The organism is Paracoccus bogoriensis (genome assembly GCF_019431455.1).
Taxonomy (GTDB): domain Bacteria; phylum Pseudomonadota; class Alphaproteobacteria; order Rhodobacterales; family Rhodobacteraceae; genus Paracoccus; species Paracoccus bogoriensis.
The window spans coordinates 90,817-105,619 of sequence record NZ_JAHYSR010000011.1 but is presented as its reverse complement, the minus strand read 5'-3'; the positions used below and the strand labels follow the sequence as shown (position 1 = coordinate 105,619).

Below are 14,803 nucleotides of genomic sequence, written 5' to 3'. Positions count from 1 at the left end.
ACGACTGATGTCGCTGGGGTAACGATGTCTCATACTCGTATTATCTGCTATTCCACAGAGACTATGAACAGGTTATTGAGACAAGGTTGCTCATCATCACCCCCGTCAGTCGGGGCGCTTGAATCACGCAGGCCCGGCGGCCTCAAGCCAATCAATGAGTCCTGACCCTAGAACGGACCCTTGGCCCGCCGGTCCTTGTCCAGCCGTCGCGATCCAGCCGCAGAGCTGCGCGGCGGGCCAGGCATGGCGATGATACGCCCGCAAATCGCCACGGCGAAATCGGCGCCCTTATTCGCCCGCGCCCCGCAATCAGATCCCCCTTGGCCACGCCACCGTTCTTCCCCGGCGACCCATACATCGCCCCAAGAACCGTCACGGAAAGTAACAGCCGGCATTTGATGTCAAGGCGGCTCCTTGCCCCCGGACCGGCGCCGAAGCCCGGCTTGCTCGACGTGATCGGCAAGACGCAAGGCGGGGAGGGGCGCGGCCAGTCTGTTGTCGCGATGGCCGATCAGGTCGCAAGGGACGCCATGAACCATGGTGAAGTTGTTTTCCCGGCTCGGGCCAGATCAAGCTGCAATGTGACCGTCGGCAGAGCCGTCATCGCTCGGTCCGTGCACGACGGCGATGATGGTCTTGCCCGCGCCCGCGGGGGGTCGGCCTGCTCGCCGTGCAGAGATCAGCGCCTTCTGGTGCGCCATAACGCCATGGGGGATGCTGACCTGGCCGTGTCAACAGGGCTTGGACTGGTCCTCGCCCGACCAGGCCTGGGGGCATCCGGAATGCGGAACGCTTTCGATCCGTCCGTTTTTCCGGGACGGCGAACTGCATGGTGCCCAACCTCGCCAGACGCGCGCCGATATCAGCGAACGACCAGCACCGAGACGGGCGAGTGACGCACCACGGCATTCACATCCCGGCTGACCAGGATGCTGCGCAACTCGTCGGGTTTGGGGCTGGCCATGACGATGAGATCGGCGCCGAACTTCTTCGCCGATTTCAGGATCGTCTCGGCCACGTGACCATGCCCGACATGGATCTGCACCCGGTCATTGTCGGGCAGGTTCTCGCTGGCGAATCGGTCCAGATCCTCCTTCATTTTCTGAAGGATGCGCGCTTCGTAGCCTTTTGGCAGAAAGGTCGCCACCATCGAACTGCCGAAATCGTGGACGATCCCCAGCAGATGGATCACCCCTGTCTCGCCCGCCAGCCGGATCGCGGCAGGCAGGGCGGTCTCCCATGTTTCGGGATGTTGCAGGTCGATGGGCAGAAGGATGCTCTCATGCATGACGGGTCTCCGTGTTGCGGCCCGGTGCGGGGGTCGGCAGGCGGCGGCGTTGCAACCAGATCACGACTCCCAGCAGCAGGAAGGCGGGGACATAGGCCCAGTAGCGCGAGGGCGCATCCACCGGGGCCTCGACCGACAGGATCGTCTGATCCCAGTCCAGCCCCGCCGATTGCGCCGGGCTGCCAAAGGCCACGTTGTCGATCATCAGCCGGTCGCCATCCTGGATCAGGTCGATCCCGGCGGCTTGCAGCCTTTCCTCGCCGGTCTCGCCGGCGGGGACAGGCAGGATGGCCACGAACTCGACCGGGCTGCCGATGTCATTCAGCCCCGCGATCCGCAGGCGCAGCCCGTCGCCGGGCGCGCTGTCTTCCAGCGCCTGCACGAATTCGGTGCCGGGCCGTTCCTCGAAGGGCGGATAGACGCAGCTCCAGAAGAAGCCGGGACGGAAGATCGTGAAGGCGATCAAGAGCAGCAGCGCCGATTCCCAGATCCGGTTGCGCACAAGGAACCAGCCTTGCGTCGCGGCGGCAAAGAGCAGCATCGCGATGGTCGCCGTGACGAAGACGAAGATGCCCATGATCCATCCGACATCGATCAGCAGAAGATCGGTGTTGAAGATGAACAGGAACGGCAGCGCCGCCGTCCGCAGGCTGTAGAAGAACGCCACGACCCCGGTGCGGATCGGATCGCCGCCAGACACGGCCGCCGCCGCGAAAGAGGCCAGGCCGACAGGCGGCGTCACGTCCGCCATGATGCCGAAGTAGAACACGAACAGATGCACCGCGATCAGCGGCACGATCAGCCCGTTCTGCTGGCCAAGCGTCACGATCACCGGCGCCAGCAGCGCCGAGACGACGATGTAGTTCGCGGTGGTCGGCAAGCCCATCCCCAGGATCAGGGACAGCACAGCCGTCAAGAGCAGGATCAGCATCAGGTTGCCGCCCGACAGCAGCTCGACCACATCGGCCAGCGCGGCGCCGACGCCGGTCTGGCTGACGACGCCCACGATGATGCCCGCCGTGGCTGTGGCGATCCCGATGCCGATCATGTTCCGCGCGCCCGAGATCAACCCGTCCACCAGTTCGTCAAAGCCCTGGCGGATGCGGGCCGGCACGGCGCTTTCGCCGCGCAGAACCGCCATCAGCGGGCGCTGCGTCAGAAGGATGAAGATCATGAACGCCGTCGCCCAGAAGGCCGACAGGCCCGGCGACAGGCGGTCCACCATCAGCGACCAGACCAGCACGACGACCGGCAGGATGTAGTGCAGCCCGGACCGCACCGTCGGCCCCGGCAAGGGCAGCGCGGTGACGGGCGCATTCGGATCATCCAGTTCCAGCGGCTTCTCGCGCGAGGCGATCCACATCAGCCCGACATAGGCTGCAGTCAACAGGCCGAAGATGACGTAACCCGCATTGGCGCCGAAGGCAGGCCTGATCCAGCCCATCGTGTAATACACAGCCAGCGACAGCGCGCAGAGACCTGCGATGATGAAGGCCGCAACCAGCAGGCGGCGCAGGATGGGGGGCGGCTCATAGGCGCGGGGCAGGCCCTGCATCCCGGCCTTCATGGCCTCCAGATGGACGATATAGACCAGCGCGATATAGCTGATCGTGGCGGGCAGGAAGGCGTGCTTGACGACCTCGAAATAGGGGATGCCGACATATTCGACCATCAGGAAGGCAGCCGCGCCCATGACGGGCGGCATGATCTGGCCATTGACCGAAGAGGCGACCTCGACCGCACCGGCCTTTTCGGGCGGAAAGCCCACGCGCTTCATCAGCGGAATGGTGAAGGTGCCGGTCGTCACCACGTTAGCAATGCTGGACCCCGAGATCAGGCCCGTCATGCCGCTGCTGACCACCGCCGCCTTGGCTGGGCCGCCGCGCAGGTGCCCCATCAGCGAAAAGGCGACCTGGATGAAGTAGTTTCCCGCCCCCGCCTTGTCCAGAAGCGCCCCGAACAGCACGAACAGGAAGACAAAGCTGGTCGAGACGCCAAGCGCGATGCCAAAGACGCCCTCGGTCGTGACCCATTGGTGATTGGCGACCTCGGACAGCGAATTGCCCCGATGCGCGATGATCGAGGGCATGTAGGGCCCGAGGAAGGTATAGACCAGAAACACCGTCGCGACGATCATCAGCGCAGGGCCAAGACTGCGGCGCGCGGCCTCAAGCAGCAGCATGATGCCGATGACGGCAACAAGCAGGTCGGTCTGGATCGGAGCGCCGACACGGCGCCCCAGGTCGTCGCTGTTGACGAAGACGTAAAGCGCAGCCCCCGCAGCAAGCAGCGCCAGCGCCCATTCCCAGACCGGCACCCGGTTCTTCGGGCTGCCCAACAGGATCGCTGCGATGATACCCGCCCCGGTCAGACCGATCCACCAGGCCGGAAAGCTGGACGGCGCGCCATAGATGAACAGCCCCGACAGCACGATCGGCACCAGGATGCCCAGGCCAAGCTGGATGGGCGAACGCTCGGCCGGATAGGCCATGAAGGCCAGAAACAGCGCAAAGGCCAGATGAACCGCACGCGCATCGGTCGCGCTGATGATGCCGAAATTCAGCATGAAGGGCAGCGGAGAGGCGATCCAGAGCTGGAACAGCGACCAGCACAGCGCGACCCCCAGGATCAACTTGCCCACCAGCCCCGGCGGCGTTCGCGCCCCCGTATCGCTGGAGGCGACCAATTCGTCCAGTTCGTCCTGGCTCAGCGCGCCGCGACCTGCGGCCCCGGTCTCGACAGCGGCGGCCTGTTGCCGGTGCCGCGCCTCATTGTCCCTGTCACTCATCACGCCCCCCGCCCATGCGATGGTCTTCTTGTTCTGTAGCAAAGGGGCGGCCCACCGGGGCCGCCCGTCGGGGCCGGATCAGTCGATCCAGCCGCGCTCGCGGTAATAGCGGGCGGCGCCGTCGTGCAGAGGCGCGCTGAGACCCTCCGAAATCATCGTCTCGGGCTCCAGGGTCTCGAAGGCGGGGTGAAGCTGCTTGAAGCGGTCGAAATTCTCGAAGACCGCACGCACGACCTGATAGACCGTTTCCTCGGGGACATCGGCCGAGGTGACGAAGGTCGCCAGAACGCCGAAGGTCTCGGTGTCCTGGTCATTGCCCGCATACATGCCGCCAGGGATCGTGACCTTGGCGTAGTAGGGGTTTTCCTCGACCAGCCGGTCGATGGCCTCGCCCGCCACCGTTACCAGGCGCGCGTCCACCGTCGAGGTCGCCTCCTGGATCGAGCCGTTGGGATGGCCGACCGTATAGCTGATCGCATCGACCTGATTGTCGCCAAGCGCCGCCGACTGCTCGGCCGGGCGCAGTTCGGAGACCAGCGCGAAATCGGACATCGACATGCCCTTGGCCTCCAGGACGACCTCGAACGTCCCGCGCGAGCCCGAGCCGGGGTTGCCCACATTCACGCGCTTGCCGGCCAGTTCCTCGAAGGTGGTGACGCCGCTATCGGCGCGTGCGACAACGGTAAAGGGCTCGGGATGCACCGCGAAGATCGAGCGCAATTCGGGGAAGGGATCGCCTTCATAGTCAGAGGTGCCGTTATAGGCGTGGAACTGCCAGTCAGACTGGGCCACGCCCATCGTCATGTCGCCCGCCTTGATGGCATTGATATTGGCGATCGAGCCGCCGGTCGAAGGCGCGGTGCAGCGCAGCCCGTGTTCCGAGGTCTCGCGGTTCACAAGCCGGCAGATCGACTGCCCCACCACATAATAGACCCCGGTCTGGCCGCCGGTGCCGATGGTGATGAACTGCTCCTGCTGGGCCAGCACCGGCCCCGAGGCCAGGACCAGAGCACTGCCCAGAAGGGCGGATTTCATGAGACTCATTCGGCTTCTCCCTTGTCTGTCGTCTGTTCTGTCGCCTTGCGGATGCGCGAATCCTCGCGCAGGAAACCCGTCGCGGCTGCGTGATCCGCTCTGGCCGTCCCCACGGTCCCGTGGGGACAAGCCATCGTCAATAGCCTCGGTTCCCGGGTCTGACCAGATCTTGCACGAATTTTGCGCGTTCAGCCAGACCCGAGCGACGCGACAACGGCCCGCCTGAGTTCGGGCAGCAGCATCGTCTCGAACCAGGGATTGCGGCGCAGCCAGCCGGTATTGCGCCAGCTGGGATGCGGCAAGGGAAAGATCGCGGGCGCGTAACGGTGCCAATCCGCGACTGTCCGGGTGACATTGCGCCGACCCAGATGCCAGGCCTGTGCATGGCCGCCGACCAGCAGCGTCAGACGCGGCCTCAGCAGGTCCATCACGGCCCGGCGCCATGTCTCAGCGCAGACCGGCGGGGGCGGCAGATCCGCGCCCCGCGCGTCATATCCCGGAAAACAGAAGGCCATCGGCACGATCGCCACCCTGTCGCGATCATAGAAGGTTTCGGCATCCACGCCCATCCAGTCGCGCAGCCGGTCGCCCGAACGATCGGTGAAGGGCCGCCCGCTGTCATGGACCCGCGCGCCGGGCGCCTGGCCCACGATCAGCAGCCGCGCCGAGGGGCGGAACCAGGCCACGGGCCGGGGCGTGTGGCGCGTTGCAGTCGCGGCAAAACGCTCGGCGCAAATTCGGCACTGGCGGATATCGGCGACCAGCGGATGATCGGGGGGCTGGCCGGGCATGTCAGAAGCGAAATGAGGCAAGACCATGACCCCGATCTGGAGAGGTTTTGTCAGAAGAAAAGACCGGATCTTCACTTTTCGTCAGGGTTTTGCGGCCATGCTGGACAGGATGTCGGTCGCAGCCTATGGTCCGTTCTGTCCGGCCGAAGCTACCGGCATGGCATGCCTTGGGGCAGTTGTTTGGGTGGTCAATCATCGCCATGCTCGAATTTGAGAACGTTTCCAAAGCCTTCTGGACGGGGAAACAGCACAAGATCATTCTGGACCGCGCGTCCTTCCGGATCGAGCTTGGCAACTCGCTTGGCATTCTGGCGCCCAACGGGGCCGGAAAGACCACCATCATCAACATGATGTGCGGTCTTGAGAAGCCTGATGAGGGCAAGATCCGGCGCGATTGCCGGATTTCCTTCCCGCTTGGCTTCATGGGCGGTCTGGTCAACAAGCATACCGGAAACGAAAACGCGCGCTACATCGCCCGGATCTACGGGCTGGACCCCGATTATGTCGCGGCCTTCACCCGCTGGCTGACCGATATCGAGGAATATTTCGACATGCCGGTCGGCACCTATTCCAGCGGTATGCGCCAGCGCTTCAACTTCGCGCTGCTTCTGGCGCTGGATTTCGATATCTACCTGATCGACGAAGGTATGCCCCAGACCACCGATGCCGAATTCAACCGCAAGGCCGGCAAGGTGCTTTACGAGCGGCTGCAGACCTCGACGACGGTGATCGTGTCGCACCAGGCATCCACGCTCGAGAAGTTCTGCAACAGCGCCGCCATTCTGCGCGATGGGCGGCTCTACATGTTCGAGACCCTTGACGAGGCCAGACAATATTATGACTACACCTCCTAAGGCGCGCCGCTATCACGCCTCGGCCGCCGAAGCGGTCTCACCCGACGAGCAGGCAGCCGCCGCCCATTCTCCCGGCGGTGCCGAGCCAGGCCCCGTCCGCATCGAGGTCACGCGCCGCCCGCCCCAGGCGGCGCAATCGGGGGGCGCGGATGACGGAGCCGACATGATGGCGCGGCTCAGCGGGACGCAGCCCGTCGATGACGGTTTCGGCAGCCTCGGCCCGAAGGCCGAGCCTGCCGCCGGTTCCGACCTCGAGGCGAAGCTGGCCGCAATCCGGGCCGAGAACCTGTCCGAGCGCAACCTGCGCATTGCCCGCCGGATCGCCGCCCTGCACCAGATCCCGGTGTCCTCCGACGAAGAGGCGATCCTGCGCCTGCGCGAAAGAGGCATCGACCCCTCGCAGCGCTCCACGATCGGCAAGGTTCTCTCGGGCAAGGGCGCGACCGCATCCGACGCGGCACCGGGTGCCGCCCCGAAGGGCCCGCGCAACGCCAAATCGCTTGTTCCGGTGGGCAAATCCAAGGGTGCGCTGACCGCCGATGGCAGTGGCCGTGCGATGCCCCTGCCCTCGCGCGAGGCCCTGACCGAGGAAAAGCGCGCGGCCGAAATCTACCGCATCCAGCGTGACCTGGCCCGCCGCCGTCGCAAGCGCATGATGATGCTGGCGCTCCGCCTGCTGGTCTTCGTGTTCCTGCCGACTGCCGCGGTCAGCTGGTATTATACGATGATTGCCAGCCCCCTTTATGCCACCGTCTCGCAATTCCAGATCCAGAGCGCGGACGGCAGTTCCGGCGGCGGCATCGGCGGCCTTCTGGGCGCGGGAGGGATGTCGGCGAATACCGACTCGGTCGGGGTGCAGAGCTACCTGACCTCGCGCGAGGCAATGATGCGCCTGAACGAGGAGCTTGGCTTTACCCGGGCCTTCCAGGATCCGGCGATCGACGCGATCCGCCGCCTGCCCGAGGATGCCACGAACGAGGCGGCGTTCCGTGTCTATCAGAACTCGGTCAAGATCGGCTACGACCCGACCGAAGGGGTGCTGAACATGGAGGTGATCGCCCCCGATCCGGAGCTGAGCCGTCAATTCTCGCTGGCGCTGATCCGCTATGCCGAGGAACAGGTGGACCGCTTCACCGCGCGCCTGCGCGAGGACCAGATGCGCGGCGCCATCGAGAATTACGAGGATGCCGAGGCGAAAATGCTTCAGGCGCAACGCCGCGTGCAGGAATTGCAGGAACAGCTTGGCGTGCTGGACCCCCAAGCCGAAAGCTCGGTCGTGATGGGACAGATCTCGTCGCTCGAGAGCCAGCTGACCAACCGGCAGCTTGAGCTGGGTCAGCTTCTCAGCAACCCCAACCCTGTGCAGAGCCGCGTGGATGCCGCGCGCGGCGATATCGAACGCTTGCGCGAGCAGATCGCCCAGATCCGCCAGCAACTGACCGAAGGCAACGAGATGCGCAGGTCGCTGACCGCCATCACGGGCGAATTGCGCGTGGCCGAGGCCGAATTGGCCACGCGCCAGGAATTGTTGGCCGCCGCCGCCGCCCAGATGGAAACCGCGCGGATCGAGGCCAACAAACAGGTCCGCTATCTGTCGCTTTCCGTTGCCCCCGTCGCTCCGGACGAGCCAACCTATCCCAAGGCTTTTCAGAACTCGATCGTGGCCTTCCTGCTGTTCTCGGGCATCTATCTGATGCTGTCGCTAACGGCCTCGATCCTGCGCGAACAGGTTTCGACATGACACGGCAACACCACGTTTCACTGGGCTCGATCGCCTGCGGCAACGATCTTCCGCTGGTCGTGATCGCCGGACCCTGCCAGCTTGAGAGCCGCGATCACGCCTTGATGATCGCAGAGCGCATGGCCGAGGCCTGCGCGAATGCGGGGGCAGGTTTCGTCTTCAAGGCCAGCTACGACAAGGCCAATCGCACCTCGCTCTCGGGACGGCGCGGTTTGGGAATCGACGAGGGTTTGGCGATCCTGTCCGACATCCGGGCGCAGATCGGTTGCCCTGTGCTGACCGACGTGCATGATGTCGAACAGGCCATCCGCGCGGCCGAAGCTGTGGACATCATCCAGATCCCCGCCTTCCTCTCGCGCCAGACCGACCTGCTTCTGGCTGCGGGCCGGACAGGGGCAGTCGTCAACATCAAGAAGGGGCAGTTCCTCGCGCCCTGGGACATGCCGAACGTCGCGGAGAAGGTCGCCTCGACCGGGAACCGCAACATCCTGCTGACCGAACGCGGCGCAAGCTTCGGTTACAATACGCTGGTGGCCGACATGCGCGCGCTGCCGATCATGGCGCGCACGGGCTATCCCGTGATCATGGACGCCACCCATTCCGTGCAACAGCCAGGCGGCAAGGGGGGCAGTTCGGGCGGACAGCGCGAATTCGCCCCCGTCATGGCGCGCGCCGCGGTCGCGCTTGGCGTGGCGGGTGTGTTCATCGAGACACATGAGGATCCGGACAACGCGCCCTCGGACGGGCCGAACATGATTCCATTGGACCAGATGCCGGCCCTTGTCGCATCGCTGATGCGCTTCGACGCCTTGGCCAAGGCGGATCCGCTGACCGTCTGGAATGCGGACGCGTGATGGAATCTCCAGGGCCTGCTGCAGGCGATAAGCCCTGCGGCAAATTGGTGTCTGACTGTCTCCCGTAGCGGATCGCGACAAGTTCTGACATCCCAGCCTTTCGGAACCTTGTCCGGGCGCAAGCGTGATCGCCAGCAAAAAGCTGCGGTCAGGGTGTAGCGTCGGGAAGCCCCCCGACCCACGCTGCAGCCTCGCGCTCTGGTCCCGGATCAACGCCGCCGGCAGGACCGGCACGACCATTTCCGGCCTGCCCGCCGCAGCGGCGCGATATCAGCCGGCGCGATTTCGGTGATCAGCAGCGCAACCGTTACACCAGCGCCCCCCGCGCCCATCGGCAAGGCCCGCCCGGCACGCCCCAATCCGACCAATGCCGCAGAACCTGGCACAGAGATAAAACGCGCGATCCTGCGTGCAAATTCAGATACTCTTCAATCCGAGATCCTGCGCGATGAGATCTTGTCAAGCGGTGCCGCGATCTGCCGGTCGGGCATGTCAGGACCGCCGATCTTTCACCGCCGGATCCGGCCCGGCCTGTCACCGTCTCTTCGCGAAAACGTCAGGCCCTTGACACGAATCGATCCTAAACGGGCCGCAGAACAGACGAGGATCCGATGCTGGACGTCAGAGAAGTCACGAAGATCTTTGGGCGCAAGGCCGCGGTGGACCGGGTCAGCTTCCGTATCGACGGCCCCGCCTTTGTCGGGATCATCGGGCGTTCGGGCGCGGGGAAATCCACCCTTTTGCGGATGATGAACGGATTGACCCCCGCCACAAGCGGCAAGATCCTCGTCGAGGATCGCGACATCCTGGCCCTGCGTGGCACCGATGCGCGCGCCTGGCAAAGCGACTGCGCGATGATCTTCCAGCAGTTCAACCTGGTGCCGCGCATGGATGTCGTGTCGAACGTGCTGCACGGCATCCTGAACCGACGATCCACCATCTTGACATTGTTCAACCTGTGGTCGCGCGCCGATATCCTGCGGGCACTGGCAATCCTCGACCGGCTCGGCATTGCCGAACAGGCCCCCAAACGCGCCGAGGCGCTGTCGGGTGGCCAGCAGCAGCGCGTCGCCATCGCCCGCGCCCTGATGCAGAACCCTCGCATCATCCTGGCCGATGAGCCGATCGCCAGCCTTGATCCGATGAACGCACAGATCGTGATGGACACGCTCAAGCGCATCAATGTCGAGGATGGCCGTATGGTCATTGCCAACCTGCACACGCTGGACACTGCCCGGCGCTATTGCGACCGGGTGATCGGAATGCGCGACGGGCGGGTTGTCTTTGATGGCCTGCCGAGCCAGCTGACCACCGGCGTCGCGCGCGACATCTACGGCGCCGATGCGAGCTTCAACGAGGCCGCGACCTCGACCGCGATTCCCGCCGACCACGCAGCCGATGCCCGCTATGCGGCCACGATGCTGGCCTGACGCCCCCTTTCCCTGAAAACGCATCCATTGGAGATGACGATGACCAAGCTGCTGATCGCTCTTGCGACCGCCACCGCCCTGACCGCTGCCGCTGCGACGGCGCAGGAAACGGAATTCCGCATCGGCCTGCTGGGCGGCGAGAACGCACAGGACCGCATGGCCTCGAACGAATGCTTCCGCGCCTATGCCGAGGAAGCCCTGGGCGTGCCCGTCCGCCTGTTCACGCCCGCCGATTACAACGGCGTCATCCAGGGCCTGCTGGGCGGATCGCTGGACATGGCCTGGCTGGGCGCCTCGGCTTATGCAGCGGTCTATGTGAACGACCCCGACGCCGTCGAGCCGGTTCTGGTCAAGACCAATCTGGATGGCAGCTATACCTATCACTCGATCGGCTTCGCACGCGCCGACAGCGGCATCACCTCGCTGGACGACATGAAGGGCAAGAGCTTCGCCTTTGCCGATCCGAACTCGACCTCGGGCTATCTGATCCCCAAGGTCGAACTGCCGCAGCTGGGCTATTCGATGACCGAGGGCGAGTATTTCAGCCGCATCGGCTTCTCGGGCGGTCACGAGCAGTCGATCATCGCGGTGCTGAACGGCGATTTCGATGCGGGCGTGGTCTGGGCCGACGGCCAAGGCGAATGGGAGGACGGCTACAATTCGGGCGCGCTGCGCAAGGCGGCCGATAGCGGCATCGTCGATATGAACGATATCGTGGAAATCTGGCGGTCGTCGCCGATCCCCGAAGGACCGGTCGTGCTGCGCAAGGCCCTGTCGGAGGAGACGAAGGCCACGATCATCGACCTGCTGACGAATCTCCATGCCAATGACCCGGAATGTGCCTATGGCGTCGCCGCGGGCGAGACCGCCGGCTTCACCCCGGTCACGCATGAGGAATACAACACCATCATCGAGATCCGCCGGGCCGAGATGAACTGATCCTGCCGATCCGGCGGCCGGACCCTGCCGATCCAGGGTCCGGCCCCTTTTCCATTCCGAGGTTTCCATGTCCGCACCGGCCCTTGCCCATGTCCAGACCGAATATCTGGCGCTGACGCGCCGTCGGCGCATCTATGGCGGGCTTCTTCTGGTCGTCTTTGTCGCCATGTTCATCTCGGGCTTCCGCATCGCGGACAGCCGGAATGCTGGCAGTTTCTGGCAGGGACTGCACCAGATCGGCGACTTTCCCGCCGATCTGATCCGCGAGGCCGTCGAAAAGGCCGCAAACCTGCCCGGCCACATGATCCGCGCCTTTCCCGCGCTGGTCGAAACCCTGAACATCGCGCTGGTCGCCACGCTGCTGGGCTGCATCCTTGGACTGCTGCTGTCCCTCGCCGCGACACGAGGCCTGGCCTATTGGCCACGCCTGGTGCCGGTGGCGCGGCGCGTCTCGGATGTGTTCCGGGCGATCCCCGAAATCGTGATCGCGCTGGTCCTGATCTTCGTCCTGGGCGGCGGCCCGGTCCCGGCCGTCATTGCCATCGCCATCCACACGGCGGGCGCGATGGGCAAGCTGTTTTCCGAGGTGAACGAGAACGTGGATCTCAAGCCGGTCGAGGGTCTGGCCTCGGTCGGCGCGAACTGGTCGCAGCGCATGTGGCTGGGCGTGATCCCGCAGGTGGCGCCGAACTACATGTCCTATTCACTGCTGCGGCTGGAAATCAACATCCGCGCCTCGGCCATCCTTGGCTTCGTGGGCGCGGGCGGCATCGGCTACGAATTGCGCAACGCCATGACCTTCGGCCAGGGCAAGTTTGACCAGGCGGCGGCAATCTTCCTGCTGCTTTTCGCCACGATCGTGCTGGTCGATCAGCTATCGGCCAGCCTGCGCCACCGCCTGACCCATGGAGCCCCTGCATGAGCACGCTGACCGCCGCCACCGAGGCCCATGTTCTGCGCCTCATGCGCCGCAAAAGCCGCGTCGCGCTGGCCGTCCCGGCGCTGATTCTCGCCTATCTGGTCTATGTCTTCTTCGCCTTCGATCTGGGCGGCCTTGCGCAGCGGGCGCGGATGGACAATGCCCGCATCCTTCTGGCCGACATGGTCAGCTACAAGACCCACGTCACCCGCGACAACCGGCGCGGGACGCTGTCGGTCTCGATCGAGGGCAACAATCGTGCGACCTATTCCCCCGACAGCATCCCCGACTGGATCCTGACGGATGGCGAACAGACCCGCATCCTGCTGGGCGGCGGGCAGGTCGTGACCTATGACGGCCCGCGCGTGCTGTTCGACATCCCCGATCACGGCACCGCCCGGTTGGACGTTGGCGAGACCATCGCGCTGGATCTGCCCTCTGCCGACTGGCCGGCCAGCATCAACGCCTCGGACAGCCGCGTGACGATTACCACCGACGAGGGGCGGCTGACCGTCACCCGCGCCCGCACCGAAACGCTGCGCTATTTCTGGGGATGGGAGCTGTTCTTCTTCGACCTGAACAGCCCCTTTTCGGGCATGTCCGCCATCCAGGTCATCGCCACGGTGCTGGCGGGCGAGCGCATCCAGCCCGACCGCAGCAATCTGTCGCTGGCGATCAGCGATTTCTGGAATAACGGCATCTGGCGGCATGGCGAGGTGCTCTGGGCCATGTTCGAGACGGTTCTCATGGCCTTCCTGGGCACGTTCGGCGCGGCCTTTGTGGCGCTGCCGCTGGCCTTTCTGGCGGCGCAGAACTTCGCGCCCTCGCGCTGGCTGCGCTTTGCCGTGCGGCGGGTTCTGGACTTCGTGCGCGGCGTCGATGCCTTGATCTTCACCATCATCCTGTCGCGCGCCTTCGGCCCCGGCCCGCTGACCGGCGCGCTGGCGATCCTGCTGACCGACAGCGGCAGCTTCGGCAAACTCTTTTCAGAGGCCCTTGAAAACGTGGACAAAAGACCAATCGAAGGCGTTCAGTCCACCGGCGCCAATGCGGTCCAGCGCTATCGTTTCGGCGTGATCCCGCAGGTTATGCCGGTCTTTCTGTCGCAACTGCTGTATTTTCTGGAATCGAACACCCGAAGCGCAACGATTATCGGCGCCATCGTGGGCGGCGGCATCGGCCTGCTGCTGACACAGGCGATCCAGACCACACAGGATTGGGAAAAAGTCAGCTATTACATCCTGCTGATCGTGGTGATGGTGGTGGCGATGGACAGCCTGTCCGGCTGGCTGCGCCGCAAGCTGATCCGCGGCGAATGAGACCCGTGCGCTGATCACCGGCGTCGCGATGGGTAACGCCTAGAGCCCCGTCAGCACCAGCGACACGCGGTCGCCCGCGAACCATGTGCGCCCGTATTCCACCGGGCGCCCGGGATTGTCCGGGCCGCCCTCGCGGTTGATGGCGACGGATCGCAGGATCGGCGCCTTTTCCGGGATCTGCAGGGCCAGCGCCTGCGTGGCATTGGCCAGTTTCGCCGTGATGCGCGTGCTGGCGCGGGTGTAATCGGCCACCCCGCAAGCCGCCAGCGCCGCCGTGATCGAGGCATGGGCGCGCGCCTGATCGGGCAGCCCCTCCAGCCAGCCCGGAAGGACCGACCGGAACAGCGCCAGCGGCTGGCCATCCGCCAGCGACAGCCCCTCGATCACATGGACCGCGTCGCCGGGGGCGATGGCAAGCGCCTCGGCTTCGATCCGGTCGCAGGGGCGCGTCTCGATCCGGGTGAAGCGGTGCGAGCCCGTCCGCCCCACAGCCGCAAGGTTCTGCGAGAAGCGCACCCGGCGGCCAAGCGCGTAATCGGTGGGCCGCGCGAGAACGAAGACCCCCGCGCCCCGCCGCGCATGGACCAGCCCCGCCGCGCCCAGATCCGACAAGGCGTGCCGGATCGTGTGCCGGTTGACCCCGAAACGGGCCGCCAGCTGCGCCTCGGTCGGCAGGCGGTCGCCGGGGCGGTAATGGCCGGTCTCGATCTCGGCGCGCAGGGTCGCGGCAATGGCCTGCCACAGGGGGGTCTTGTCCGTCATGAAAAATTCACAGGCTTGCGGTTGTAGAGCGCATTGCGCCGGGTTATCAGTTGTCTAGTTGTATAGTAAAATGGACCGACCGG

General features: G+C 65.1%; 13 protein-coding genes. 8 read left to right on the top strand and 5 right to left on the bottom strand.

Annotated features, from left to right (window positions below; translation table 11 throughout):
• Positions 1-862 precede the first annotated feature (862 nt).
• From KY389_RS07535 to KY389_RS07520, 4 genes are all read right to left on the bottom strand, one after another.
• On the bottom strand, positions 863-1,288 hold the full coding sequence (locus KY389_RS07535) for a universal stress protein (protein ID WP_219830276.1): 426 nt from the start codon (positions 1,286-1,288) through the stop codon (positions 863-865).
• Positions 1,281-4,076, bottom strand: a complete 2,796-nt coding sequence (locus KY389_RS07530) for a TRAP transporter permease (RefSeq protein ID WP_219830275.1) — start codon at positions 4,074-4,076, stop codon at positions 1,281-1,283. The genes KY389_RS07535 and KY389_RS07530 overlap by 8 nt, the downstream gene beginning before the upstream one ends.
• A gap of 78 nt (positions 4,077-4,154) precedes the next feature.
• Positions 4,155-5,120 (bottom strand): TAXI family TRAP transporter solute-binding subunit, encoded by a 966-nt coding sequence (locus KY389_RS07525; RefSeq protein WP_219830274.1) that lies wholly within the window; start codon positions 5,118-5,120, stop codon positions 4,155-4,157.
• A 179-nt stretch (positions 5,121-5,299) separates the two neighbouring features.
• Positions 5,300-5,929 carry a uracil-DNA glycosylase family protein gene (locus KY389_RS07520; protein ID WP_246588009.1) on the bottom strand — a complete coding sequence of 210 codons (630 nt, stop codon included), beginning with the start codon at positions 5,927-5,929 and terminating at the stop codon, positions 5,300-5,302.
• Between KY389_RS07520 and KY389_RS07515 the strand changes: the two genes are divergently transcribed.
• From KY389_RS07515 to phnE (KY389_RS07480), 8 genes are all read left to right on the top strand, one after another.
• Positions 5,928-6,116, top strand: a complete 189-nt coding sequence (locus tag KY389_RS07515; protein ID WP_219830273.1) for a hypothetical protein — start codon at positions 5,928-5,930, stop codon at positions 6,114-6,116. The two genes, KY389_RS07520 and KY389_RS07515, sit on opposite strands and share 2 nt — an antisense overlap.
• Positions 6,103-6,756 (top strand): ABC transporter ATP-binding protein, encoded by a 654-nt coding sequence (locus KY389_RS07510; RefSeq protein WP_219830272.1) that lies wholly within the window; start codon positions 6,103-6,105, stop codon positions 6,754-6,756. The genes KY389_RS07515 and KY389_RS07510 overlap by 14 nt, the downstream gene beginning before the upstream one ends.
• The gene (locus KY389_RS07505) at positions 6,740-8,497 is read left to right on the top strand and encodes a KpsE/RkpR family capsule polysaccharide export protein (protein ID WP_219830271.1); all 1,758 of its coding nucleotides are present in this window, start codon (positions 6,740-6,742) and stop codon (positions 8,495-8,497) included. The genes KY389_RS07510 and KY389_RS07505 overlap by 17 nt, the downstream gene beginning before the upstream one ends.
• A complete protein-coding gene (gene kdsA / locus KY389_RS07500; protein ID WP_219830270.1) occupies positions 8,494-9,351 on the top strand; it encodes a 3-deoxy-8-phosphooctulonate synthase in 858 nt (285 codons plus the stop codon). Before KY389_RS07505 ends, kdsA begins: the two co-directional genes overlap by 4 nt.
• A 611-nt stretch (positions 9,352-9,962) precedes the next feature.
• Positions 9,963-10,781, top strand: a complete 819-nt coding sequence (gene phnC, locus KY389_RS07495; RefSeq protein WP_219830269.1) for a phosphonate ABC transporter ATP-binding protein — start codon at positions 9,963-9,965, stop codon at positions 10,779-10,781.
• Positions 10,782-10,820: 39 nt separating this feature from the next.
• The gene (gene phnD / locus KY389_RS07490) at positions 10,821-11,720 is read left to right on the top strand and encodes a phosphonate ABC transporter substrate-binding protein (protein ID WP_219830268.1); all 900 of its coding nucleotides are present in this window, start codon (positions 10,821-10,823) and stop codon (positions 11,718-11,720) included.
• Positions 11,721-11,787: 67 nt separating this feature from the next.
• Positions 11,788-12,642: a phosphonate ABC transporter, permease protein PhnE gene (gene phnE / locus KY389_RS07485; protein ID WP_219830267.1), complete on the top strand. Its 855-nt coding sequence runs from the start codon at positions 11,788-11,790 to the stop codon at positions 12,640-12,642.
• Positions 12,639-13,958 carry a phosphonate ABC transporter, permease protein PhnE gene (gene phnE, locus KY389_RS07480; protein WP_219830266.1) on the top strand — a complete coding sequence of 440 codons (1,320 nt, stop codon included), beginning with the start codon at positions 12,639-12,641 and terminating at the stop codon, positions 13,956-13,958. Before phnE (KY389_RS07485) ends, phnE (KY389_RS07480) begins: the two co-directional genes overlap by 4 nt.
• A 39-nt stretch (positions 13,959-13,997) precedes the next feature.
• Here the strand turns inward: phnE (KY389_RS07480) and phnF are convergent, their stop codons facing one another.
• On the bottom strand, positions 13,998-14,720 hold the full coding sequence (gene phnF / locus KY389_RS07475) for a phosphonate metabolism transcriptional regulator PhnF (protein ID WP_219830265.1): 723 nt from the start codon (positions 14,718-14,720) through the stop codon (positions 13,998-14,000).
• Between the last annotated feature and the right edge of the window lie 83 nt (positions 14,721-14,803).

Bases quoted from the DNA above. Each gene is read 5' to 3' on its own strand.
- phnE (WP_219830267.1), top strand. From the start codon at position 11,788: ATGTCCGCACCGGCCCTTGCCCATGTCCAGACCGAATATCTGGCGCTG.
- KY389_RS07505 (WP_219830271.1), top strand. From the start codon at position 6,740: ATGACTACACCTCCTAAGGCGCGCCGCTATCACGCCTCGGCCGCCGAA.
- phnC (WP_219830269.1), top strand. From the start codon at position 9,963: ATGCTGGACGTCAGAGAAGTCACGAAGATCTTTGGGCGCAAGGCCGCG.
- phnD (WP_219830268.1), top strand. From the start codon at position 10,821: ATGACCAAGCTGCTGATCGCTCTTGCGACCGCCACCGCCCTGACCGCT.
- KY389_RS07530 (WP_219830275.1), bottom strand. From the start codon at position 4,076: ATGAGTGACAGGGACAATGAGGCGCGGCACCGGCAACAGGCCGCCGCT.
- kdsA (WP_219830270.1), top strand. From the start codon at position 8,494: ATGACACGGCAACACCACGTTTCACTGGGCTCGATCGCCTGCGGCAAC.
- phnF (WP_219830265.1), bottom strand. From the start codon at position 14,720: ATGACGGACAAGACCCCCCTGTGGCAGGCCATTGCCGCGACCCTGCGC.
- KY389_RS07510 (WP_219830272.1), top strand. From the start codon at position 6,103: ATGCTCGAATTTGAGAACGTTTCCAAAGCCTTCTGGACGGGGAAACAG.
- KY389_RS07525 (WP_219830274.1), bottom strand. From the start codon at position 5,120: ATGAGTCTCATGAAATCCGCCCTTCTGGGCAGTGCTCTGGTCCTGGCC.
- KY389_RS07535 (WP_219830276.1), bottom strand. From the start codon at position 1,288: ATGCATGAGAGCATCCTTCTGCCCATCGACCTGCAACATCCCGAAACA.
- phnE (WP_219830266.1), top strand. From the start codon at position 12,639: ATGAGCACGCTGACCGCCGCCACCGAGGCCCATGTTCTGCGCCTCATG.
- KY389_RS07520 (WP_246588009.1), bottom strand. From the start codon at position 5,929: ATGGTCTTGCCTCATTTCGCTTCTGACATGCCCGGCCAGCCCCCCGAT.
- KY389_RS07515 (WP_219830273.1), top strand. From the start codon at position 5,928: ATGACCCCGATCTGGAGAGGTTTTGTCAGAAGAAAAGACCGGATCTTC.